Genomic DNA, 24,243 nt, shown 5'->3' with positions numbered 1-24,243 from the left:
CCCGCTGGCATTTCAGTTGACTAAAGTTTGCCCGGGTTGGACTGAGAGGGTGAGCTTGTTTGACCGAAAGGTCGCCTTTCTTCGCGCCCCCCTCTGGCCTGCCGGCCATCTCCCCCTCAAGGGGGGAGATTAGCTCACATCCATCAGTTCTCGGTGAGTTCCGCCGGCACCGCTCTGTACACCGGCATCGAGATCGGCGTGACGTGCAGATGCGGCTTCATCGTGCTGTCGGGGCAACTGTCGCCGATCTTGGTCCATGAGGTGTTGTTGAGCACCAGGTCGCAGCGGGCCATATGGCTCTTGTCTGAAACCGTCAGGCAGGTGACCTGGCCGACCTGGTAGGACTTGCCATTGGCCAGGCACTGCTGGTCGGCAAGTGCCGCTGCAGGGGAGGCCATGGCAAATGCCAGGCCGATCGGACAAAGGAGGAATCGTAGTGCCATGGAACCCCAGCCGCCATGCTGATCTCTGACTGAATGGCGCGATTGTGGCGACATCAGGGTTTCGGCTGATATGAAGCCGGCAGCAGCGCCAGATCGATCGCCACCGGCACGTGGTCGGAAGGCTTTTCCCAGGCGCGCACATGCTTTTCGATCGAGGCCGAGGAAAAGCGGTTGGCCGCTTCGGGCGACAACAGCAGATGGTCGATGCGGATGCCGTTGTTCTTCTGCCAGGCGCCGGCCTGGTAATCCCAGAAGGTGTAGACGTCGGCCGCATCGGTGACGGCGCGCACCGCCTCGGTAAAGCCGAGATTCTTCAGTCGCCGGAAGGCCTGCCGGGTCTGCGGCTGGAACAGCGCATCGCCAAGCCAGTTCTCGGGGAAGCGCGCATCGACCGGCTCGGGGATGACATTGTAGTCGCCGGCCAGCACCAGCGCCTCCTCCAGAAGCAGCCGCTGCTCCGCCCAGCGATGCAGCCGCTCCATCCAGGCCAGCTTGTAAGGAAATTTCTTCTCGTCATCGATGGGATTGCCGTTGGGCAGATAGAGCGAGGCGACGCGCAGCGCGCCCTGGTCGGTCGAGAACACGCCCTCGATGAAGCGCGCCTGCTCGTCGGCGTCATCACCGGGCAGGCCTCTGATAACCTCGTCGAACGGAAGTTTCGACAGTAGGGCGACGCCGTTAAAGCCCTTCTGGCCATGGGTTTCCACGTTGTAGCCAAGCGCCTCGATCTCGGCGCGCGGGAACTGCTCGTCGACCGACTTGATCTCCTGCAGGCAGACGATGTCGGGCTGGCTTTCGCTCAGCCAGTGGGTGAGGTTGCCGATGCGGGCGCGAATGCCGTTTATGTTCCAGGTAACGATTTTCATGGGCGGCCTCAGGGATGTTCGGGCGAAAGACGTTCGACAAGCCCGATCGTATTGCCTGCCGGGTCCTTTAGAAAGGCCATCCACTCGCTTTCCCCCGCCGTTCCGAACGTGCCTTCGCTATCGTTGTGGACGAGCGCCGGCGGTGCGGTGAAGGGGATGCCGGACGCTTTCGCCTCGGCGTGGAAGGCTTCGAGCCCGGCTATATCGAGATAGACGGTGCCGGCCGGAACGCCATCGGTGAACAGCAACCTGATATCACCGGCCATGATGAAGGCGATGCCCGGCGGATCGTAGCGGGCGTGAACGTTGAGGCCGAGCACATCGCGCCAGAAGGCCAGCGTCACGTCGAGATCGCGCCCGGCCGACAGTGCGACCTGACGGACCGGGCCGACGCCGGACATCTGCCTAGATGGAGAAACTGGTGCCGCAGCCGCAGGAGGCGACAGCATTGGGGTTGCGGATCTGGAACGATTGGCCCATCAGATCGTCGACGAAGTCGATCACCGAGCCGCCCATATAGACCAGCGACAAATCGTCGATCAGCACGGTGGCGCCGTCCTTTTCGATGGCGACGTCGTCGTCGTTGCGCGTATCGACCAGGTCGAACTTGTAGGAAAAGCCGGAGCAGCCGCCGCCCTCTACGGAGACGCGCAGCGCCGTCTTGCCGGCCTCGCCAGAGACGATTTTCGCGATCCGCCTGGCGGCGGACTCGGTCATCTCGACTTTCATGGCAGTCTTGGCATCAGCGCCCATGGGCGTCACCTTGCTTTCGGTTTCACATGATAGGTATGAAGCGGGAAGGGGCAAGTCAACTGCGGCGGCATCAGCCATGACAAATGAGCTTGGCGACATTGGGTTCGGCTATCGGCCGCGCGCGGCCTATGCCAGCGACCCAGCCAGGTCGCGCGGGCGGCTCTATGACGAGGTCGAGAGCCCGACTCGCACGCCATTCCAGCGCGACCGCGACCGTATCATTCATTCGACTGCCTTCCGCCGCCTGAAGCACAAGACGCAGGTGTTCGTCGCCCATGAAGGCGACCACTATCGCACCCGGCTGACGCATTCGATCGAGGTCGCGCAGATTGCGCGGGCTCTGGCGCGAGCGCTGCGCGGCGACGAGGATCTGGCCGAGGCGGTCGCCTTGGTGCACGATTTCGGTCACACGCCGTTCGGCCATACCGGCGAGGACGCGCTGAACGAGCGGATGGCCCAATGGGGCGGCTTCGACCACAATGCGCAGTCGCTGCGCGTGGTGACGCGGCTGGAGCGGCGCTATGCCGAGTTCGACGGGCTGAACCTGACCTGGGAAACGCTGGAAGGCCTGGTGAAGCACAATGGCCCGCTGACCGACGCCAAGGGAAAAGGGCTCAAAGGCCCGGTGCCGCAGGCGATCCGCGACTATTCCGAGTTGCACGACCTCGAACTCGACCATTTCGCCGGCATCGAGGCGCAATGTGCTGCGATCGCCGACGATATCGCCTACAACACCCATGACATCGACGACGGCCTGCGCTCCGGCTTCCTGACCTTGGACATGCTGGAAACGGTGGCGCTGCCGGGATCGATCCTGGCAAGCGTGCGCGCGCGCTATCCGGGCCTGGACGATGTGCGCACCGGCCATGAGCTGATGCGCCGGCAGATCACGATGATGGTCGAGGACGTCATTGTTTCCACCACCGCCAATCTGGAGCGCATCAAGCCTGACAGCGCCGAAGCGGTGCGGGCGGCGGGCGAGACGATGGTGACCTTTTCCGCAGACATGGCGGCGACCGAGAAGGATTTGAAGACCTTTCTTTACAAGCATCTCTACCGGCATGACGAGGTGATGCGCGTTCGCATTGAGGCCGAGCAGATCGTGCGCGACCTGTTCGATGTCTATTTCGCCGATCCGCGCGCCATGCCGGACGGCTGGCGGGAGGGGCTCGACCGGGCGGAGGACCGCATCAAGGCGCGCAGCGTCGCCGATTTCCTGGCGGGGATGACGGATACCTACGCCTTGAAGGAACACCGCCGTCTGTTTGACCATACGCCCGATTTAAGCTAGGGCGGGCGCGATTTGCCGGCCAATGAGCCGGTTCCCCTGCACAGTCCGCCAGAGCAAGACCCATGAACATCTTCGCCGATTTCAGCGCGCGAATCACAAAAGCCGTCGAAGCGCTTGATTTGAAAGACAGTAATGGCGTTTCGCCCGACCTGTCGCGCATCGCCGTCGAGCCGCCGCGCGACGCCAGCCATGGCGATCTCGCCACCAATGCGGCGATGGTACTGGCCAAGCCGACAGGGCACAACCCGCGGGCGCTGGCCGAGCGGCTGGTGGAAGTGCTGCGCAGCGACGCCGATGTTGCCGAAGCCGACGTCGCCGGTCCCGGCTTCGTCAATCTCCGGCTCAAGGACGGTTTCTGGCAGGCGCATCTGACTGCGCTGCTGGGCGAGGGCCAAAACTATGGTCGCTCGACCGTCGGAAGCGGCAAGAAGACCAATGTCGAATATGTCTCGGCCAATCCGACCGGGCCGATGCATGTCGGCCATTGCCGGGGCGCGGTTGTCGGCGACACGCTCGCCAATCTGATGGCCTTCGCCGGCTATGACGTCACCAAGGAATACATCATCAACGACGCCGGCGCGCAGATCGACGTGCTCGGGCGTTCGGCCTTCCTGCGCTACCGCGAAGCGCTGGGCGACGACATTGGCGAGATACCGGCCGGTCTCTATCCCGGCGACTATCTTATGCCGGTCGGTCAGGCGCTGGCTGCCGAATTTGGCCGCAAGCTCTTGCAGATGCCCGACGATCAGTCGCTGGCAATCGTCAAGGACCGCACGATCGACGCCATGATGGTGATGATCCGCGAGGATCTGGCGTTGCTCAATGTGCATCACGACGTTTTCTTCTCCGAGCGCACGCTGCATGCCGACAATGCCAAAAAAATCCGCTCGGCGATCAACGATCTGACGCTGAAGGGCCATATCTACAAGGGCAAGCTGCCGCCGCCCAAGGGCGAGAAGCCGGACGACTGGGAAGACCGCGAGCAGACGCTGTTCCGCTCGACGGCGGTCGGCGACGACATGGACAGGGCGCTGGTCAAGTCCGACGGCTCGTTCACCTATTTCGCCGCCGACGTCGCCTATCTCAAGGACAAGGTCGACCGCGGTTTCGTCGGCCTGATCTATGTGCTGGGCGCCGACCATGGCGGCTACGTCAAGCGGCTGGAAGCGCTGGCGCGGGCGATTGCAGGCGATGATCTGAAGCTGCAACTCACGGTGCTCCTGTGCAATCTGGTGAAGCTGTTTCGCGATGGCGAACCGGTTCGGATGTCGAAGCGGTCGGGCGACTTCGTGACCTTGCGCGAAGCGGTGGAGGAGGTGGGCCGCGATGCGATCCGCTTCATGATGCTCTACCGCAAGAGCGACGCGCCGCTCGACTTCGATTTCGCCAAGGTCACCGAACAGTCCAAGGACAATCCCGTGTTCTACGTGCAGTACGCTTCGGCGCGCTGTCATTCGGTGTTCCGGCAGGCGAGCGAGCAACTGGGCGAGGCCAATTTCGACCGCAACAGCCTGGCCGCGGCCTCGGCGTCGCTCACCGATGAGGGCGAGATCGGCCTGATCCGGAAGCTGGCTGAATATCCCCGGCTGGTCGAATCTGCGGCCCTTGCGCTGGAGCCGCACCGGCTGGCATTCTACCTCTACGATCTGGCTTCCAGCTTCCATGGACACTGGAATCGGGGCACCGAGAATGCCGACTTACGTTTTGTTAAGGTTAACGACCGACAATTGACTCATGCCAGACTAGGGCTGGTGCAGGCTGTTTCGGATGTTTTGACCTCCGGCCTGACGCTGATTGGGGCTGATGCGCCCACTGAGATGCGTTAGGTTTAACTAAAACACCTGTCACCATTTGCCCACATTGCGCTGGTAAGGGCCAACCCTACGCGACGTCCATGGCGTCCGAATGAGTGCGAGTTCGGGAACAATAATGGCAGACAGAACCCAGCTGAGAGTAGCCGACAACAACGACATCGCCGAAGATGATCCGTTCGCTGAACTGACCAGGATCATGGGTTTCGATCCGCGCCAGCCGGTCAAGCCGCAGGCGCCAGCCGTCGAGACGGCTGCGGACGAGGGCGATTTCGACATCGACCTCGAGAAGGAGTTGATGGGCGAATTCGGCGATGAAGTCGGTTCCATGGAGGCCAGCCAGCCAGCTCCCGAGGTTCACCAGCCTGCCGCTGAGCCCTACGAACCTGCTGCCGAGATTCGCGAGCCGGCTTTCGAAACCACCGATGCCGCGATGGACGATGCGCTGGCTGCTTCGCTGGAATATGATTTCGTCTTCGACGATGCCGCCGATCTGGATTTCGGCGCTGCCCCGCAGGCTGCGGCTGCTCGCGTTGAACCCTCGGTTGCCGAACCTTGGTTTGCCGAGCCCGCATTCGACGAAGCTGCATTCGATGACGATTTCGACAATGCCGTGGCCAGTTCACTGGAAAACGTATCGCCGCTCGAAGACGACCTGCCGATGGATGACGAGCTTGCCGCTTCGCTCGAGCAGGGGTTGCTGCTCGATGACGATGCGACCGTCGCCCATGCCGCAGATGTCGCGCAGGTTGCTGCTGCGCCTGCCGACGATCTCGCGTTCGACGATGATTTCGACAATGCCGTCTCGATGTCGCTGGAAGACGAGCTGACGCTGGACGGTCCTGCGCCGGCGCAGGACCAGTATGCCGCGCCAGTAGCCGAGGCGCCGATCCATACCTTCGACGCCGTCGGCTCCGCCGACCACGCTGTTGCCGACGAGGATTTTGCGGGTCATTTCGATGACGCGATGGCCGATGTCGACATGGACTTTGCGGCCCAGGATTTTGCAGCCCAGGATTTTGCAGCCCAGGATTTTGCGGCCGAGCATTTCGAGCCTCAGGCTTTCGAGGCTCAGCCTGTTGAGGCCGAGGATCCGGAAGAGCGCGATCTGGATGTCAGCGATCTGCAGGCCAGCGCGCCGGTTGAGATGGATGCGCCGGAAGTGGACGAGACGCCGGCCTGGACCGTGGAGGCCAGCCCCTCTCATGAGACTGCGCACGAAGCATTCGACGATTTCGATCTGAGCATCGATGATGCGCTTGCCGATCACGAGCCGGTGGCCGAGACCGCACCCGCTCCGGTTCAGCCAACTCCGGTCGCACCAACCTATGTGGCGCCTACCAATATGGCGACCCCGGCCGCTCCGGTCGCTGACGAACGGACGTTGGAAGATGAACTCAACGCGCTGCTTGGCGCCATGACCACACCACGCCCGGCGCCAGTCGCCCCGATTCCGGTGGTCACCGAGCCCACCAGGGCTGCCGCCATCGAGCCCACCAGGACTTATGAGCCGGTTGCCCCGGTGCAGCGGTCCGTCGCGACGCCGGTCGCTCCGGTCGATAATCTCGACTGGGACCTGGACGAACACGCGCCGGCTCCTCAGGAGGCCCAGGCGGACGATGCCGATTTCGACGATCTGCTTGCCGGCGAACTTGAAGGCCATGTGCCCGAGATCGAGTTCGATGATCACGCCTTCGACGCGGCGCTGGCCAAGGGCATCGATCTCGGTCATGACGATACGGCAGCACCGGTCGCTGGCGATTGGCGCTCGACGCCGCCGGAGCCGGCGCGTTCGTGGAGCCGCGTGACTCCCACCCCGGCCCAGCCTTCCTTTGCAGCGCAGCCGCAACCTTCTTTTGCAGCGCAGCCGCAAGCTTCTTTTGCAGAAAAGCCGTCCATGCCGCCGGCGGCAGCGCCAAGCTATCGCGACCAGCCGGTTGCCGCTGCTGCCTATGTGGCGCCGACGCCATCGCGCCAGGCGCCGCCTCAGGCCTATGACGAGATGCCGGATGTCGAGACGGTCGATGTGCCGGAGCGTGTGGTGGCGATTGCCGACGACCTCGACATTCCAGAACTCAGCTTCGAGCAAGACGAGCCGGCCGCCTATGACGACATCGACGCCGAATTCGCCGGCATGCTCAACGACATGAACGCGGTGGAAGTGGCGCCGCCCACTGCCGCACGCAGTGCCGGCTATGATGACAATTCCTACAGTTCCAGCTTCAGTTCGGGCCACGAGCTCGACCAGCGCGCCTATGCGGCGCGGCCAGCCGAAGTGCTTGCAGCCACGCAAGCTCACCACGCCGATGCCGCCGGCGGCTTCGACATGGACGATCTGCCCGGCAGCCAGCCGGTTTCGCAGGCCGACGATTTCGCGGTCGACGAACTCGACTACGATCCGGATCTGGACGAGGCAATGGCGGTGCCGGGCCTCGCCAAGCAGGAAGCCGCACGGCCGCGCAGGAGCGGGCTGCTGGTCGCGGGGGTCGTTGCTGCGGTTGCGATTGCCGGCGGCCTTGGCGCCTTCGCCTTGTCGTTCGGCGGCAAGGGCGGCAGCGATGCGCCGGTCATTGTCAAAGCCGACAACAGGCCGATCAAGGTCAAGCCCGAAAATCCGGGCGGCGCCGTGGTGCCGAACCAGGACAACAAGGTTTATGATGCGGTCGCCAAGGGCACCAAGCCGGCCGAGCCGGTTCAGGAGAAGCTGGTCACCAACACCGAAGAGCCGGTCGATGTGAAGGCGCAGGAGCCTGAAAGCCGCGTCGTCGATCTGTCGCCCGACGACACTGCCCCAGGCCCCGACGCTGCCGGCAACCCCGAAGCTGCCGTCAACCCCGACGCTGCCGGCAACCCCGACGCGGCTGTCGCGCCGGCGCCAAAATCCGAGGACCGCATTGCGCAGGTGCTGCAGGAAGCCGAGAAGAACCCCGATACGGTCGCCGTTGCCCCGCGCAAGGTGCGGACCATGGTGGTCAAGCCCGACGGCTCGTTGGTGGCACGCGAGGACTCGACGCCGGCCGCGCCGCAGGTTGCGGCGACTGAGCCGCTTGACCCGGCGCCGCAGCACGTCGCCCCTTCGGCCGATGCCGAGCAGACCGGCACCGTGGCGCCTGCCGATCAGGCAAATAGCGACCAGGCAAGTGCCGAGACCGCCAAGCCGGTCAAGCCGGTGAAGCCGGCGGCTGCGCCGAAGGCTGAGACCCAGTCCGCCAACACGCCGCAGACGGTTGCCGTGGCGCCGCAGCGCCCGTCCGACCAGCCGGTCGACGTGGTCGGCGAGGTCAAGCCCGACCAGGTTGCCTCCATCCCGGCGACGGCTTCGACATCGGGCGGTTCGTGGTCGATGCAGATCGCTTCGCAGCCGACGGTCGAAAGCGCCCAGGCCAACTACGCCGACCTGCAGCGCCGCTATGGAAATGTGCTCGCCGGTCGCACCGCCAACATCGTCAAGGCGGAGATCGCCGGCAAGGGCACCTTCTACCGTGTCCGGGTGCCTGCGCAATCGCGCAACGATGCGATCAATCTGTGCACCAGCTACAAGGCTGCCGGCGGCAACTGCTTCGTGTCGCGGTAAGGCCGGATCCAACTATCAGAGCCGGCGCGTTCCCAAGGATCGCGCCGGCTTTTTCATGTGGATGGGCGAGAGGTTGAGGCGCTTGCCGTCCGGGGAGATTCCCTTTGGCGGCGCGAAGCCCTAAACTGGTGGAATGACCGAATCAAAATCCATGATCCTCGGCTGTGCCGGGAAATCGCTGACCCGCGAAGAAATCCGTTTCTATCGCAATGAATGCCCGTGGGGCTTCATCCTGTTTGCGCGCAATATCGGCGAAACGGAGCAGATCCGCGATCTGGTCGCCGAAATGCGCGACTGTATCGGGCGCCCCGATGCGCTGGTGTTCATCGATCAGGAAGGTGGCCGGGTGCAGCGCCTGCGGCCGCCGCTGGCGCCGAACTATCCCGCCGGCGGTGCGCTCGGCGCATTGTGGCGCAAGGACCATGATGCCGGCACCCGGGCTGCCTGGCTGATGGCACGGCTGCACGCCTTCGACCTGTTGCGCTACGGTATCTCTGCCGATTGCCTGCCGGTGCTGGACGTGCCGATCGAGGGCGCCAGCGACGTCATCGGCGCGCGCGCCTATGGCAAGGAACCGCGCCCGGTCATCGAACTTGGCCGCGCCGCCGCGGAAGGGCTGATGTCGGGCGGCGTGTTGCCGGTCATGAAGCATATTCCGGGCCATGGACGCGCCTTCGCCGACACGCATTTCGAGCTGCCTGTGGTCGACGCCTCGCTGAGCGACCTGCAGCGGCATGATTTCGCCCCTTTCCGCGAGCTTAGCCATCTGCCGATGGCGATGACGGCGCATGTCGTCTACAGCGCCATCGATCCGAACAACCCAGCGACCACCTCAGGCAAGGTCATCGACGAGATCATCCGCCGCGAGATCGGCTTCGACGGGCTGTTGATGAGCGACGACACCTCGATGAAGGCACTTTCTGGGGATTTCCCGACAAAGGCGGCCTCGATCCTTGCGGCGGGCTGCGATCTGGTCCTTCACTGCAATGGCGTTTTCGAGGAGATGGCAGGCATCGCATCGCGAACCACGGGACTTGAAGGGACGTCGCTGGAGCGCGCCAACCGGGCGCTGACCTATATAAGGGATCGCGACCGGGCCGACGAAACCGAGATACGCGCCGAGTTTGCCACCTATTTCGATGCGGTGGCCTAGAGACGGATGATTTCAGGTCTGTTCGACCTGAAATCTGAATCCGTCTCTAAATTAGATAGAGAGAGCATGATGTCGTCCGAAAACCGCTTCACACTTTTCGGCATCATGCTCTAACCAGAGGTAAAGGAACAAGTGGCGGAGACATTGGACAGCAAGGCTGCGAAGGCCGCACCGATGGACCGTCTGTGGGCCGAGAACGACAATTCACGGGTCACCGGCGACCCGTCGCTTGTCGTCGACGTCGCCGGGTTCGAAGGTCCGCTCGATCTCTTGCTGCATCTCGCCCGCAACCAAAAGGTCGATCTGTCGCGGATTTCCATCTTGGCGCTGGTCGAGCAGTATCTGACCTTCGTCGAGACGGCGAGGGCGCTAAGGCTTGAGCTTGCCGCCGACTACCTGGTGATGGCGGCGTGGCTGGCCTTCCTCAAGTCGAAGCTCCTCATCCCCAAGCAGCCCGGCGAGGAAGGCGAAAGCGGCGAGGAACTGGCCGCGGTGCTGCAGTTCCGGCTGAAGCGTCTGGAGGCCATGCGCGACGCCTCGGCAAGGCTGGTCAACCGCAACCGGCTCGGCCGCGACGTGTTTGCACGCGGCATGCCTGAAATGGTCATCGTCGAGAAGCGTAACGCCTATTCGGCCTCGCTCTACGATTTGCTCACCGCCTATGCGCAGCAGCGCCAGAAACAGGCGATCACCAATGTGACGATTGCCCGGCGTGGCGTGTGGTCGCTCAAGGATGCGCGCGATATCCTGACCCGGCTCATCGGCTCGCTGCGCGACTGGACGGCGCTGGACAGCTATCTGATCAATTACCTGACCAGCCCGGACGAACGGCGTACCGCGATTGCCAGCTCGTTTGCGGCGTCGCTGGAACTGGTGCGCGAAGGCAGCATCGAGATGCGGCAGGACCAGGTATTCGCGCCGCTCTATCTGCGCGGCCGCGCGCAGCCAATCAAGGCAGTCGAGGTGGCATCATGAGCGAACGCGCCAACGCTTCGGTCATTCCGTTCAAGGTCGAAGAAGAGACCGAGGAGGGCATTATCGCCCAGGACCCGACTGATACCCTGCTTCTGAATCCTGGCGAACGGCTGCATATGGCCGAAGCCATACGCATGGCCGAGGCGATCGTGTTCGCCAGCGCCGAGCCGGTCAGCGAAAAGCAGCTCGCAGCCAGATTGCCCGATGGCATCAGCATTGCCGCTGCCATGGCTGAGCTGCAGCAGATCTATGCGCGGCGCGGCGTCAATCTGGTTCGGGTCGGCGATGCCTGGGCGTTCCGTACCGCCGGCGATCTCGCCTTCCTGATGAGCCGCGACACGGTGCAGCAGCGCAAGCTGTCGCGCGCGGCGCTCGAAGTGCTGGCGATCATCGCCTACCACCAGCCGGTGACGCGCGCCGAGATCGAGGACATCAGAGGCGTCGAGACCTCGAAGGGCACGCTGGATACGCTGCTCGAGACGGAATGGGTGCGCATGCGCGGCCGCCGCCGTACGCCCGGCCGTCCCGTCACCTACGGCACGACAGACACTTTCCTCGACCATTTCGCGTTGGAGGAGATCCGCGATCTTCCCGGCATGGACGAACTGAAGGGGGCAGGGCTGCTCTCCGGCCGCATGCCGTCGAATTTCGCCATCCCGTTGCCGCCGGCCGATCCGGACGCGCTGACCGAGGACGAGGATGCGTTGACCGACATCGATCTCGAGGAACTCGGCCTGCTGACGCCGCGCGTCACGGAAGATTGACCGCAAGCCGCTATCAAAAAGCTGCATTGCTGCGGTAGATGCGCCGATTGGTAGCGGGCAGCTTTGCCGAAAATGCGTGACATAAGCCGCGCCTTCATAAACTTTGTCGCTGTTGTGTTTGAATCCCAACGCGAAAACGCATAGATCATCGCCAGGGAAAACATTCGAGAGAGAGTTACAATGGGTTCATTTTCGATTTGGCACTGGATGATCGTGCTGGTGATCGTGCTGCTGGTGTTCGGCCGCGGCAAGATACCCGAGCTGATGGGCGACATGGCCAAGGGCATCAAGAGCTTCAAGAAGGGCATGGCCGACGACGATACCGCCGAAGACAAGCGCACCGTCGAGCACCGCCCGGACGAGACCGTTTCGGCAGTGAAGGAAAAGGCCAGCAAGAGCTGAGCCGAAGGTTGTTGCTTTTGTGCAAGTCGTTGTCCCAAAACCGCTTCGCACTTTTGGGCGACAAGCACTAGTCGGAACTGATTGCCATGTTTGAAGTCGGCTGGACCGAAATGCTGGTGATCGCGATCGTCATGATCGTGGTCGTCGGACCCAAGGATTTGCCCAATATGCTGCGCACCTTCGGCCGCACGACGGCGAAGCTGCGTGCCATGGCCTCCGACTTCCAGAAGCAGTTCAACGAGGCGTTGAAGGAAGCCGAGCTCGACGACGTCAAGAAGTCTGTCGATACGCTGCGCGGCCTCAATCCGGCGGCCGAAATCCGCAAGCAGCTCAATCCGTTCGAACAGGCGGCAGCCGAGGTTCGCTCCGGCGTCGATGCGGTGATGAAGCCGAAGCCCGCCGTCGACCCCTCAACGCCCGCGGCAGAAACACCACAGCCGGCCGAGCCGCTCAAGAACGGCGCGACGGTGATGCCGGGTCTCAACGGACCGGAAACAGCGCCGGCGGCGCCGATCCTTCCGGCGATGACCGATCAGGCGGTGGTGACACCGGCTGCAGCAACAGCAGCGCCACGAAACGCGCGCGCCAAGAAGGCCGCGGCATCAAAGGCCCCGGCAACCAAAACAGCGGCAGCCAAGGCAGCACCGGCAAAGCCGGCGCCTGCGGCGAAGGTTGCGGCCAAGCCGTCGGCGGCGCCCGCCAAGGCTGCACCTGGACAAGCCGCCACCAAGCCCGCTGCTGCACCGAAGGCAGTCACAAAGGCTGAGCCGAAGCCTGCGCCGGCCAAGAATCCCGCGCCCAAGAAGACGGCGGGGGCCGCCAAGTGAGCATTACGGACAGCGAAAAGGACGAGATCGAGAAGTCGTCGGCTCCGCTGATGGAGCATCTGATCGAACTGCGCCGCCGGCTGATCTGGTCGATCGGCGGTTTCTTCGTCGCCTTCCTCGTCTGCTTCTTCTTTGCCAAGAAGCTGTTCAATCTTTTGGTCGTTCCGTTCAAATGGGCCACGCAATGGGCCGGGCTCGATCCGCACAAGGTCGAGCTGATCTATACGGCGCCGCAGGAATTCTTCTTCACCCAGGTCAAGCTCGCCATGTTCGGCGGCATGGTCATCGCCTTTCCGCTGATCGCCACGCAGATCTACAAATTCATTGCGCCTGGCCTCTACAAGAACGAGCGCAACGCCTTCCTGCCGTTCCTGATCGCATCGCCGATCCTGTTCCTGATGGGCGCGTCGCTGGTCTATTTCTTCTTCACGCCGATGGTGATGTGGTTCTTCCTCGCCATGCAGCAGGCCGGCACCGACGACCAGGTGCAGATTTCGCTGCTGCCGAAAGTGTCGGAATATCTCAGCCTGATCATGACGCTGATCTTCTCCTTCGGCCTGGTGTTCCAGCTGCCGGTGGTGACCAGCCTGATGACGCGCGTCGGCATGCTGTCGTCGAAGGCGCTGGCCGAGAAGCGCAAATGGGCGATCGTCATCGCCTTCGTCGTCGCGGCGGTCCTGACGCCGCCTGATCCGATGAGCCAGATCGGTTTGGCCATCCCGACCATCCTGCTCTACGAGGTGTCGATCTGGGCGGCCCGGCTGATCGAGCGCGACCAGGTCAAGCAGAAGCTGGCGCGCGAGAAGCAGGAAGCCGCCGAAGCCGTGGCCGAAAAGGCGGCGGACGCGTCCTCAAAGCAGGCTCCTTCATAGGCCGTCGCGTTCGGGTATCCGCGTTAGCGGAAAAACGCGACAGCCGCCATCTTGCATCGATGAAGGATGCGGTTTACGCCCTCAGGCCTTAGCTCGAGGACGACCAACCATGCTTGATATCAAATGGATTCGCGACAACCCGAAGGCCCTTGTCGAAGCGCTGGCCAAGCGCTCGTGGTCGGCTGACGAGGCGCAGTCCACGGTCGATGAGGTGATCAAGAAGGACGAAGCGCGGCGCGAGCACGTCACCGAGCTGCAGACCAAGCAGGAACGCCGCAACGCCGCCTCGAAGGAGATCGGCAACGCCATGCGTTCGGGCGACACGGCACTTGCCGAAAAGCTCAAGGCCGAAGTCGGCGATATCAAGACCTTCATCCAGAATGGCGAGGCGCGCGAGCGCGAGCTCGACAAGACGCTGAACGATGCGCTGGCGGTGCTGCCGAATGTGCCGCTCGACGACGTGCCGGTCGGCAAGGACGAGCACGACAATGTCGTCAAGCATATCGTCGGCGAGGTGCCGACCCGGCCGAACTGGGTGAAGGAGCATTTCGAGATCGGCGAAGCGCTCGGCATGATGGATTTCGAGCGGGCGGCAAAGCTGTCGGGATCACGCTTCACCGTGCTGAAGAGCGGGCTGGCGCGGATGGAGCGCGCCATCGGCCAGTTCATGCTCGATCTGCACACGACCGAGCATGGCTATGAAGAAGTCATCCCGCCACTGATGGTGCGCGACGAAGTGCTTTTCGGGACCAACCAGCTGCCGAAATTCGAGGACGACCTGTTCTTCGTGCAGCATGGCGATGGCCGGCTCGGGTTGATTCCAACCGCCGAGGTCCCGCTCACCAACCTGGTGCGCGAAGAAATCACGGCCCATGAAAAGCTGCCGCTGCGCTATACGGCGCTGACGCCGTGCTTCCGCTCGGAAGCGGGCTCCGCCGGCCGCGACACGCGCGGCATGTTGCGCCAGCACCAGTTCTACAAGGTCGAGCTGGTCTCGGTCACCGACCAGGAGTCTTCGCTCGCCGAGCACGAGCGGATGACGCAGTGCGCCGAAGAGGTGCTGAAGCGACTGGAGCTGCCGTTCCGCACCATGGTCCTGTGCACGGGCGACATGGGGTTTGGCGCGCGCAAGACCTACGACATCGAGGTCTGGCTGCCTGGACAGAACGCCTATCGCGAGATCTCGTCCTGTTCAGTGTGCGGCGACTTCCAGGCCAGGCGCATGGATGCCCGCTACAAGGACAGGGACGGCAACGGCAACCGCTTTGTGCACACGCTGAACGGTTCGGGCACCGCTGTCGGCCGTGCGCTGATTGCCGTCATCGAAAACTACCAGAATGAGGATGGCAGCGTAACCATTCCTGAAGTGCTGCGGCCTTATATGGGCGGTCTGGCGAAGATCGAATCGAAGTAATGCGCATCCTTCTGACCAATGATGACGGCATTCATGCCGAGGGCCTGGCGTCGCTCGAACGCATCGCCCGCACGCTGTCGGACGATGTCTGGGTCGTGGCGCCGGAGCAGGACCAGTCCGGCTACGCGCACTCGCTGTCGATCTCGGAGCCGCTCCGGCTGCGCAAGATCGGCGAGAAACACTACGCCGTGCGCGGCACGCCGACCGACTGCGTCATCATGGGCGTCAAGAAGATCCTGCCTGGCGCGCCGGACCTGATCCTGTCCGGTGTCAATTCCGGCGCCAACATCGCTGACGACGTCACCTATTCCGGCACCGTCGCCGGCGCCATGGAAGGCGCGCTGCTCGGCATCCGCTCGATCGCACTCAGCCAGGGTTATTCCTATGTCGGCGAGGACCGCGTCGTTCCCTATGAGACCACCGAGGCGCTGGCGCCGGCGTTGCTGAAAAAGCTCGTCGCCATGCCGCTGCCGGACGGCGTGCTGCTCAACGTCAACTTTCCCAACTGCCTCCCTGACGAGGTTGCCGGCACCGTCGTGACGTCGCAGGGCAAGCTGGTGCACAGCCTTTGGGTCGACGAGCGCCGCGACGGGCGCGGCCTGCCTTATTACTGGCTGCGCTTCGGCCGCGAGCCGGTCGAGGGCAAGCAGGGCACCGATCTCCATGCTCTGCGCAACCGGCTCGTGTCTGTGACGCCGCTGCAGCTTGACCTCACCGCGCATGAAATCCGTGACCAACTGACCAAGGCGCTGTCTGAATAAGGTGTTCGCATGAAGAAGGTTCTGGCATGAACTTGCCGCTCGACGATCGCGAGGGTTTTGCCGCTTTCCTGCTGCGCCTGCGCGGCCAAGGCGCGGTGCCGAAGGCGCTGATCGCAGCCTTCGAGGCGACGCCGCGGCGCGGCTTCCTCAACGGCCAGTTCCATTCCATCGCCTGGTCGGACGGCATGCTGCCGATCGAATGCGGCGAGGCGATCGAGGGCGCCGATCTGCAGGCGGCGGTGATTGCGGCCCTGGCAATAGAGCCCGGCAACCGGGTGCTGGAGATCGGCACCGGCTCGGGCTACACGGCAGCGGTGATGTCGCGGCTCGCGGCGCGCATCGTCAGCGTCGACCGCTACAAAACGCTGGCCGAGCAGGCCAGGCAACGCTTCGAGGCGCTCGGCATCGGCAATGTCATCGTGCGCCAGGCCGACGGTTCCAACGGGCTTGCCAACGAAGCGCCGTTCGACCGCATCGTAGCCTGGGCGGCTTTCGACAGCCTGCCGCGCTTCCTGCTCGACCAATTGTCGAGCGGCGGCATCGTCATTGCCCCGATCGGGCCGGAGGAGGGCGAGCAGGTGCTGGCCAAGCTGACCAAGGTCGGCAGCCGCTTCGAGCGCGAGGATATCGGCACCGTGCGCCTGCAGCCGATCCTGCGCAGCGTCGCGGCGGTTATTTAGGTGCGCTGACATTCAGGTGAGGCCGGCCTGCAAATGGCAGGTTCCTGCGCTTCCGGTGCTCACATGTTTGAGTACGCTCCGCTCCGGCCTTCGCCGGTCGAAGCCGTCATAAATGCCTCCGCTCTATGAAGGCTACGGCCGGCGTAGGCCGGTTCTCAGAACCTGTCATTTTCGACTCGGCCTGACCTGAATCTCAACGCACCTTCGGCGCGTTCGAAAATGTTTTAAGAAAATTTGCGTCTGATTCTATGGGGTTAACCCGCCAGTAACATTAACGCGCTTTAATCATGACCAGTGTGTACCGGGTCTGTGCGGGTTAGTGCGATGCAATTCAGTGTTTTGAAGGCAAACGGGCGTACTCTGTCGCGGGGCTGCGCTGTCCTCATGCTAGCCGGAGTGGCGGCGGGGTGTAGCTCCCAAGTCTCGCGGTTCAACGGTGTCGACGACGTCTTCACCTCCTCGACCAACAATCAGCGCGCCATCATCGACAAGCAGAGCACCGCTCAGCCCTATCCGGGCGATGTGGCGGCCGAGCCGATCGCTGCGGCACCTGTCGATGGCAGCCATAACCAGTCGGTCAGCCGCTCCAGCCTGGAGCCGGTCACCGTCCAGCAGCTGCCGCCGCCGAGCGCGCCCAAAGCTGCTCCGATGCGTACCGCTTCCGCGCCGGCGCTTGCACCGGCACCGCATGTCGACAGAACGACTACCGGCACCGTCCAGCCGGCGAGGCCGTTCAAGAATGCCGGTGACTCCGATCCGAAACCAGTTGCGGCTGGTACGCCGCATGCGACCGAGATCGTGGTCAGCGACGGCGAGACCATTTCCGGCATCGCTCATCGCTATCATGTGCCCGCCGACGTGATCATGAAGGTCAACGGCTTGAGCGCCACCAAGGGGCTGAAGACCGGTCAGAAACTGGTCATCCCGGCCTATGCCTATTCAAGCAAGGGGGCAGAGCCGAAACTTGCCGACGGCAAGCCGGCAAACAGCCCCAAGGCGCCAGCGCCGGAAAAGGTCGCCGTGCTGCCGCAGCAGCCGAAACTCAAGGACGGCAAGTCCGCCGCGCAGGTTGACGCTTCGGCAGCGAACAAGCCGAAGACCGACAAGCCGGCGCAGACGGCCTCGGCCGCGCCAAAGGCCGGCGCGGGCACCTACACGGTCCAGTCGGGCGACACCATGTCCTCCATCGCCAGGAAGACCGGCGTTGGCGTCGTGGCGCTGAAGCAGGCGAACGGCATGCAGGACGGCCTGCTCAAGATCGGCCAGACGCTGAAGGTTCCGGCAGGTGGCACCGCAACGGTCGCCAGCGCCAAGCCGGCCAAAGTTGATCCGGTGACGACCGCGACCACCCAACCGGCGGCAAAGCCGACGGAGACACTCGCCACCTACACGCCGCCGAAGAAGGACGCCAAGGTTATCCAGCAGGCCGAGGACGACGATGCTGTTGCGCCCGATGCCACCGGCATCGGCAAGATGCGTTGGCCGGTGCGTGGCCGCGTCATCTCCAATTTTGGTGGCGGCAAGGATGGTGTCGACATCGCCGTGCCTGAGGGGACGCCGGTCAAGGCGGCCGAAAACGGCGTGGTCATCTATGCCGGCGACGGCCTCAAGGAATTCGGCAATACGGTTCTGGTGCGCCACGAAAACGGGCTGGTCACCGTCTATGGTCACGCCAGGTCGATCGAGGTGCAGCGCGGCCAGAAGGTCAAGCGCGGCCAGGAAATCGCGCTGTCGGGCATGAGCGGGACCACCGACTCGCCGAAACTGCACTTCGAAGTGCGCAAGAACTCGGCCCCGGTCGACCCCTCTGGCTATCTCGAATAGAACAATAAACGTTTTGCAGGCCGTCTGACCTCCAGTCCGGCCCGCCGGCTCAGCCCGCTCCGCAAGGGGCGGGCTTTTTCAGTGACCTGACGGAAATCAATCAGTCGTTCAGCGGCTTGCCGAGCCGGCCGGCCAGATCCTGGGTGAACTGCCAGGCGACGCGGCCCGAGCGGCTGCCGCGCGTCGTTGCCCATTCCAGCGCCTCGGCGCGCAGCTGCTCCGGGTCGATAGTGAGCCCGTGATGGCTGGCATAGCTGTTGACCATGTCGAGATATTCGTCCTGCGAACATTTGTGGAAGCCGAGCCACAGGCCGAAACGGTCGGACAGCGAAACCTTTTCCTCGACCGCCTCGGACGGGTTGATGGCGGTCGAGCGCTCATTGTCGATCATGTCGCGCGGCAACAGGTGCCGGCGGTTCGACGTGGCGTAGAAGATGACATTGGCCGGGCGGCCCTCGACGCCGCCTTCAAGGGCTGCCTTCAGCGACTTGTAGGAGGTGTCGTCATGGTCGAAGGAGAGGTCGTCGCAAAACAGGATGAAGCGAAACGGCGCCGCCTTCAGCAGGCCCATCAGCCTGGGCAGCGTGTCGATATCCTCGCGATGGATCTCGATCAGCTTGAGCGGCAGGTCGGATTTGGCCTGGGCGTTGATCTGCGCATGCACGGCCTTGACCAGCGAGGATTTGCCCATGCCGCGCGCACCCCACAACAACACATTGTTGGCGGCATGGCCGGCGGCGAAGCGTTCCGTGTTTTCGACCAGAATGTCGCGCACGCGGTCGACGCCGCGGATCAGGCCGATGTCGACGCGGTTGACCTTGCGCACCGGCTCGAGATAGCCGGGGTCGGCCTGCCAGACGAAGCAATCGGCAACCGCAAGATCGGTTTGCGGCACCGGCGGCGGGGCGAGGCGGGTGACCGCCTCGATCAGGCGGTCGAGCTTTTGGTTCAGGGCCTCGATGGTGCTGTCGGTCATGTCTCGTCTTTTATGTTTCCGCACGAACGTGCGTAGGGGCCGAAATCGTCTTGATCCGGGCGAGATAGAAACTGGTTCCAAGCTTTTGTTTGGGCATGATCTTTTGCGAAAACCACGCCCGTATTCCGGGAGCATGCTCTAACACGGGTCAACCGGCCGGAAAAGCAGCTGAAAGCCCGGCCGCGCAGTTGCATTGGTAACTTTACCCACTATATTCCGGCCAAATTTGGCGAGGCCGCCCTACGGCCTTCTTCGTAACCAGGAGTTCTTGATGTTCGTCACACCGGCATACGCCCAAGCTACCGGAACTCCGCTTGGTCCGTTCGGGGATATCGGCATGATACTCCCGTTCGTTCTGATCTTCGTGATCATGTATTTCCTCATCATCCGGCCGCAGCGCGCCCAGTTGAAGAAGCGCCAGGAGATGATCTCGGCCGTGCGCCGTGGCGACACGGTCATCACCGGCGGCGGCTTCGTCGGCAAGGTGACCAAGGTGATCGACGACAATGAGCTTGAGATCGACCTTGGCGGCGGCACCAAGGTGACGGCGCTGCGCTCGACGATCGCCGATGTTCGGGTCAAGGGCGAGCCGGTGGCCAACCAGAACGCCAAGAAGTAAGCCAGTTTCCCAAGCGGAGCGATCCGCGGGCAGAGCTCTGACAAAGACGGCGTATGGTCCATTTTTCGCGCCTGAAAATGATCCTGATCTGGCTTGCTATGGCCACAATGCTCGTCGACGCGCCCAGTCTTCACGCTGCCGGCGCGGACGTGCTGCTTCGATTGGACGCGACCGATGTGATCGATCGCCGGTTGGAGGCGACGCGTGACGAAATCAGGACGCTGCTGCGCGATGCAAGGATCGGCTATACTGGTCTTGCTAAGTCGGGTCGGGCCGTTCAGGTGCATATCACCGACGCCGCTCAGGTCGGCGCGGCCAAGATGGCATTGGAGGCGGTGACTGATCCTGTCCTTGGCAGCGCTGGTCCGGTCCAGGAAGTGATCCTGGATGATACCGGAGCAGCGTTGCTCAAGTTCACGGTAACAGACACAGGTATCAAGTATCGGATGTCGATCGCGCTTGCGCAGTCGATCGTGGTCATTAAGAATCGCCTGCGTGATCTTGGTGTAGCCGACCCAGTAGTGCGGCCAGAGGGCGAAGACGGTATGCTGGTCCGGACCTCGGGCGTTGCGGATTTGCAAAGGCTGAGGAGAATTCTCACCCGAACCGGAATGCTGACTTTTCAGTGGGTTGATGAGTCGATGCCGGTCGCTGATGCGATCAATGGCCGGACGCCCGCTGGCTCGGTGGTGGTTTATTCGAAGGACGATCCACCGGTTCCCTATCTGGTTGAGAGCCGAACGATCGTTTCCAGTGACGACATTGTCAATGCTCAGGCGACTTCCAACTCCGTCACAAATGAGCCGGCGGTTTCGTTCACCTTCGATTCCAGGGCAACGGCACGCGTTGCGCAGGCGACCTCGCAGAATGTCGGCAAGCTATTTGCGATGATCCTCGACAACCAAGTGCTTTCGGTGCCAGTCGTCCGCGAGCCAATTCTTAACGGCCGCGGCCAGATATCGGGCAACCTTACAAAGGAGAACGCCGATGATCTGGCCTTGCTTTTGCGTTCCGGACCGATGCCTGCACAATTGAAAATAGTCGAGTAGCGCACGATAGCGCCCGGCGGTGATCAGAATTAGAATGGGACCGACAGAGGCGATTGACGCCGAAACCGCTGCCGGCGGCAGCGCCAAATTGACCTCAGCGCGCTCGACAATCGGCGAAGTGCGGGTTAAGGGCGAGCCGGTGGCAAATAAGAACGCCAAGAAATAACCGAATTGTCGGCGGAACGATCCGCCAGTACGCCCTGACGGACAACGCCATATGCTGTATTTTTCGCGCCTGAAGATGATCCTGATCTGGATCGCCGTGGCCGTCACATTCATCCTTGCCGCGCCAAATCTCTTTCCGGCCAGCACATTGGCGCAATTGCCCAACTGGGTTCCGAAGCGGCAGATGACGCTTGGTCTCGATCTGCAGGGCGGTTCGCACATCCTCTTGCAGATGGACCAGAATGATCTCGTCAAGGCGCAGCTGGAAACGACGCGCGACGAGATCCGCACGCTGCTGCGCGATGCCAAGGTGGGCTATACCGGCCTTGGCGGCACCGGCAGGACCGTACAAGTGCGCATCACCGATCCAACCCAGACCGATGCCGCCAAGACGGCGCTTAAGCCGCTGACCGATCCGGTCGCCGCCGGCCTGTTCACCGGTGGCTCCATCCAGGAGATGTCCCTGGATGATTCCGAAGCCGGGCTGCTCAAATTCACCGTCACCGACGCCGGCATCAAATACCGCACCTCGGCCGCATTGGCGCAGTCGATCGAAGTCGTCGAGCGTCGCGTCAACGAACTCGGCACCACCGAGCCGATCGTGCAGCGGCAGGGCGACGACCGTGTACTCGTCCAGGTGCCGGGCCTGCAGGATCCGCAAAGGCTGAAGGAGATCATCGGCCAGACCGCCAAGATGACCTTCCAGATGGTCGATACCTCGATGTCGGTGCAGGATGCGCTGAACGGCCGCCCGCCAGCAGGCTCCTCGGTGCTTTATTCGCAGGACGATCCGCCGGTTCCGTATCTGGTGGAAAATCGCGTCATCGTGTCCGGCGAGGATCTTGCCAAGGCGACGGCAACCTATGATTCCCGAAACAACGAGCCGGTGGTTTCGTTCGTCTTCAACTCGCGCGGTGCGACACGGTTCGGCCAGGCGACGCAGCAGAATGTCGGCAAGCCGTTCGCCATCATCCTCGACAATCAGGTGATTTCGGCGCCGGTGATCCGCGAACCGATCCTCGGCGGCAGCGGCCAGATTTCAGGCAATTTCACCGCCGAAAGCGCCAACGACCTCGCCGTGCTGCTGCGCGCCGGTGCGTTGCCGGCGAAGCTGACCGTGATCGAAGAACGCACGGTGGGCCCGGGCCTCGGCCAGGATTCGATCCATGCCGGCAAGGTCGCCGGCATCATCGGCTCCATTCTCGTCGTCGCCTTCATGTTCGTCGCGTACGGACTTCTCGGCTTCCTCGCCAACATTGCGCTCGCCGTGCACGTGGCGATGATCGTCGGGGTCTTGTCGCTGCTTGGCGCGACGCTGACCTTGCCCGGCATTGCCGGTATCGTGCTGACCATCGGCATGGCGGTCGATTCCAACGTGCTGATCTATGAGCGCATCCGCGAGGAGCGACGGGCCGGCCGTTCGGTCATCCAGTCGATCGACACCGGCTTTACCAAGGCGTTGGCGACCATCGTGGATTCCAACGTGACGTCGCTGATTGCCACGGTCGTGCTGTTCTATCTCGGCACCGGACCGGTCAAGGGCTTCGCCATCACCTATGCCATCGGCATCCTGACCACGGTGTTCACCGCCTTCACCTTCACCCGTCTGCTGGTGTCGATCTGGCTGCGCCGCGCGCGTCCGAAGGAATTGCCGCGTGCGCCGGTGACCTTCGTTCCGGCCGGCACGAAAATCCCGTTCATGGGCATCCGCCGCTGGACCTTCGCACTGTCCAGCCTGCTGTCGATCGCGTCGGTTATCGGATTCCTGACCATCGACATCAACTACGGCATCGACTTCAAGGGCGGCTCGATCATCGAGGTGCAGTCCAAGCAAGGCGACGCCGATATTGGCGATATCAGAAGCCGGCTGTCGGAGCTAAACATCGGTGAAGTGCAGGTCCAGCAATTCGGCGCGCCGAACGACGTGCTGATCCGCGTCGGCACCCAGGATGGCGGCGAGAACGCCGAGCAGACCGTCATCGACAAGGTGCGCGGCGAGCTCCAGGACAATTACGATTTCCGCCGCGTCGAGGTGGTGGGCCCGACGGTTTCGGGCGAGCTGGCCAAGCAAGGCACGATTGCCATGATCATCGCGCTGATCGGCATCCTGGTCTATGTCTGGTTCCGCTTCGAATGGCAGTTCGCGGTCGGCGCGATCGTGGCGACGGTGCACGATGTGGTGATGACGCTGGGCTTCTTCGTCATCACCGGGCTCGAATTCAATCAGTCTTCGCTAGCGGCGATCCTGACCATTATCGGCTATTCGCTCAACGATACGATCGTCGTCTATGACCGTGTTCGGGAAGATTTGCGAAAATACAAACGAATGCCGCTGCCGCAATTGTTGAACAACGCCATCAACGAGACGCTGTCGAGAACGACGCTGACTTCGGTGACGACCATCCTGGCGCTGCTGGCGCTGGTGTTGTTCGGCGGCGAGGTGATCCGCTCGTTCACCATGGCGATGCTGTTCGGCGTCGTCTTCGGCACCTATTCGTCGATCTTCATCGCAGCACCCTTGCTGATCCTGTTCAGGCTCAGGCCGCAGGGAGCGAGCGCCGATGAGGAGAAGCCGGTTGGTGGCGGCAAGGCCGTGGCGACCTGACGGCTGCGCTGGTGGCAAAAGGCATCGTCATCCGCGAGGCGCATTTCCCCGGACGGGCGCCGATCGAAGCCTACGGCAATGGCGGCTTCCGCTTCGCCGACATGTCGCATCGCGGCTCGCTTCTTTGCCTGCCCTCCGGCATCCATGGCTGGGAGCCGGCCGATCCGCTGGCCCTGACGGCGGCGGATTTCGACCTGCTGCTGGCTGAGGCCGGCAAGGTCGAGATCCTGCTGGTCGGTACAGGCAAGGATTTGCGGCCCTTGCCGACAGCACTTCGGGCGGCGCTGAAAGCGGCTGGCATTGGCTCCGACCCGATGTCGACGGGGGCAGCGGTGCGGACCTACAATGTTCTGCTTGCCGAAGATCGCGCCGTGGCCGCGGCGCTCATCGCCGTCGACTGACGTGACCGATACAGCTGA

The 24,243-nt window shown here is 63.0% G+C and carries 22 protein-coding genes; 17 read left to right on the top strand and 5 right to left on the bottom strand.

The window, feature by feature from the left end:
• Positions 1-143 precede the first annotated feature (143 nt).
• The 4 genes from ACYG9V_RS22505 to erpA form a co-directional block, all read right to left on the bottom strand.
• Positions 144-398 (bottom strand): hypothetical protein, encoded by a 255-nt coding sequence (locus tag ACYG9V_RS22505; RefSeq protein WP_352763589.1) that lies wholly within the window; start codon positions 396-398, stop codon positions 144-146.
• A gap of 98 nt (positions 399-496) precedes the next feature.
• On the bottom strand, positions 497-1,309 hold the full coding sequence (gene xth, locus ACYG9V_RS22500) for an exodeoxyribonuclease III (RefSeq protein ID WP_352763592.1): 813 nt from the start codon (positions 1,307-1,309) through the stop codon (positions 497-499).
• A gap of 8 nt (positions 1,310-1,317) precedes the next feature.
• The gene (locus ACYG9V_RS22495; protein WP_352763595.1) at positions 1,318-1,710 is read right to left on the bottom strand and encodes a VOC family protein; all 393 of its coding nucleotides are present in this window, start codon (positions 1,708-1,710) and stop codon (positions 1,318-1,320) included.
• Positions 1,711-1,714: 4 nt separating this feature from the next.
• A complete protein-coding gene (gene erpA / locus ACYG9V_RS22490; protein WP_027050337.1) occupies positions 1,715-2,062 on the bottom strand; it encodes an iron-sulfur cluster insertion protein ErpA in 348 nt (115 codons plus the stop codon).
• Positions 2,063-2,138: 76 nt separating this feature from the next.
• On the opposite strand from erpA, the gene ACYG9V_RS22485 reads away from it, so the two are divergent.
• The 13 genes from ACYG9V_RS22485 to ACYG9V_RS22425 all read left to right on the top strand — a co-directional run bounded on the left by ACYG9V_RS22485 (position 2,139) and on the right by ACYG9V_RS22425 (position 18,410).
• Entirely contained in the window at positions 2,139-3,353 is a 1,215-nt protein-coding gene (locus ACYG9V_RS22485; protein ID WP_023729964.1) for a deoxyguanosinetriphosphate triphosphohydrolase, read from the top strand.
• Between the two features lie 62 nt (positions 3,354-3,415).
• Complete coding sequence (gene argS, locus ACYG9V_RS22480) at positions 3,416-5,179, top strand: arginine--tRNA ligase (RefSeq protein WP_352763597.1); 1,764 nt, start codon at positions 3,416-3,418, stop codon at positions 5,177-5,179.
• A 103-nt stretch (positions 5,180-5,282) separates the two neighbouring features.
• The gene (locus ACYG9V_RS22475) at positions 5,283-8,738 is read left to right on the top strand and encodes an SPOR domain-containing protein (protein ID WP_460222016.1); all 3,456 of its coding nucleotides are present in this window, start codon (positions 5,283-5,285) and stop codon (positions 8,736-8,738) included.
• 133 nt (positions 8,739-8,871) lie between these two features.
• Positions 8,872-9,891, top strand: coding sequence for a beta-N-acetylhexosaminidase (gene nagZ / locus ACYG9V_RS22470; RefSeq protein WP_023688217.1), 1,020 nt, complete (start codon positions 8,872-8,874; stop codon positions 9,889-9,891).
• Positions 9,892-10,065: 174 nt separating this feature from the next.
• Positions 10,066-10,866 carry a segregation and condensation protein A gene (locus ACYG9V_RS22465; RefSeq protein WP_460221792.1) on the top strand — a complete coding sequence of 267 codons (801 nt, stop codon included), beginning with the start codon at positions 10,066-10,068 and terminating at the stop codon, positions 10,864-10,866.
• Positions 10,863-11,630, top strand: a complete 768-nt coding sequence (gene scpB, locus ACYG9V_RS22460; RefSeq protein WP_023667689.1) for an SMC-Scp complex subunit ScpB — start codon at positions 10,863-10,865, stop codon at positions 11,628-11,630. Before ACYG9V_RS22465 ends, scpB begins: the two co-directional genes overlap by 4 nt.
• A 180-nt stretch (positions 11,631-11,810) precedes the next feature.
• The gene (locus ACYG9V_RS22455; protein WP_023681650.1) at positions 11,811-12,032 is read left to right on the top strand and encodes a twin-arginine translocase TatA/TatE family subunit; all 222 of its coding nucleotides are present in this window, start codon (positions 11,811-11,813) and stop codon (positions 12,030-12,032) included.
• A gap of 86 nt (positions 12,033-12,118) precedes the next feature.
• Positions 12,119-12,859 carry a Sec-independent protein translocase protein TatB gene (gene tatB / locus ACYG9V_RS22450; RefSeq protein WP_352763603.1) on the top strand — a complete coding sequence of 247 codons (741 nt, stop codon included), beginning with the start codon at positions 12,119-12,121 and terminating at the stop codon, positions 12,857-12,859.
• Entirely contained in the window at positions 12,856-13,731 is an 876-nt protein-coding gene (gene tatC / locus ACYG9V_RS22445) for a twin-arginine translocase subunit TatC (RefSeq protein ID WP_023688219.1), read from the top strand. Before tatB ends, tatC begins: the two co-directional genes overlap by 4 nt.
• Before the next feature lie 109 nt (positions 13,732-13,840).
• Positions 13,841-15,145: a serine--tRNA ligase gene (serS, locus tag ACYG9V_RS22440; RefSeq protein WP_352763606.1), complete on the top strand. Its 1,305-nt coding sequence runs from the start codon at positions 13,841-13,843 to the stop codon at positions 15,143-15,145.
• The gene (gene surE, locus ACYG9V_RS22435; protein WP_023710683.1) at positions 15,145-15,906 is read left to right on the top strand and encodes a 5'/3'-nucleotidase SurE; all 762 of its coding nucleotides are present in this window, start codon (positions 15,145-15,147) and stop codon (positions 15,904-15,906) included. Before serS ends, surE begins: the two co-directional genes overlap by 1 nt.
• Positions 15,907-15,932: 26 nt before the next feature.
• Positions 15,933-16,586, top strand: a complete 654-nt coding sequence (locus ACYG9V_RS22430; RefSeq protein ID WP_023667683.1) for a protein-L-isoaspartate(D-aspartate) O-methyltransferase — start codon at positions 15,933-15,935, stop codon at positions 16,584-16,586.
• Positions 16,587-16,910: 324 nt separating this feature from the next.
• Positions 16,911-18,410, top strand: coding sequence for a peptidoglycan DD-metalloendopeptidase family protein (locus ACYG9V_RS22425; protein ID WP_023753361.1), 1,500 nt, complete (start codon positions 16,911-16,913; stop codon positions 18,408-18,410).
• Positions 18,411-18,510: 100 nt separating this feature from the next.
• Here the strand turns inward: ACYG9V_RS22425 and ACYG9V_RS22420 are convergent, their stop codons facing one another.
• The gene (locus ACYG9V_RS22420; protein ID WP_023688224.1) at positions 18,511-19,386 is read right to left on the bottom strand and encodes an ATP-binding protein; all 876 of its coding nucleotides are present in this window, start codon (positions 19,384-19,386) and stop codon (positions 18,511-18,513) included.
• Between the two features lie 271 nt (positions 19,387-19,657).
• Between ACYG9V_RS22420 and yajC the strand changes: the two genes are divergently transcribed.
• The 4 genes from yajC (at position 19,658) to ACYG9V_RS22400 (ending at position 24,225) form a co-directional block, all read left to right on the top strand.
• Complete coding sequence (gene yajC, locus ACYG9V_RS22415) at positions 19,658-20,005, top strand: preprotein translocase subunit YajC (RefSeq protein ID WP_023667680.1); 348 nt, start codon at positions 19,658-19,660, stop codon at positions 20,003-20,005.
• Between the two features lie 53 nt (positions 20,006-20,058).
• Positions 20,059-21,054: a SecDF P1 head subdomain-containing protein gene (locus ACYG9V_RS22410; RefSeq protein ID WP_023697614.1), complete on the top strand. Its 996-nt coding sequence runs from the start codon at positions 20,059-20,061 to the stop codon at positions 21,052-21,054.
• Positions 21,055-21,271: 217 nt separating this feature from the next.
• The gene (gene secDF, locus ACYG9V_RS22405) at positions 21,272-23,824 is read left to right on the top strand and encodes a protein translocase subunit SecDF (RefSeq protein ID WP_352763609.1); all 2,553 of its coding nucleotides are present in this window, start codon (positions 21,272-21,274) and stop codon (positions 23,822-23,824) included.
• A gap of 11 nt (positions 23,825-23,835) precedes the next feature.
• A complete protein-coding gene (locus ACYG9V_RS22400; RefSeq protein WP_023688226.1) occupies positions 23,836-24,225 on the top strand; it encodes an Mth938-like domain-containing protein in 390 nt (129 codons plus the stop codon).
• Positions 24,226-24,243: the final 18 nt, after the last annotated feature.

The organism is Mesorhizobium sp. W016 (genome assembly GCF_054719485.1).
This window is presented reverse-complemented; position numbering and strand designations above follow the sequence as displayed.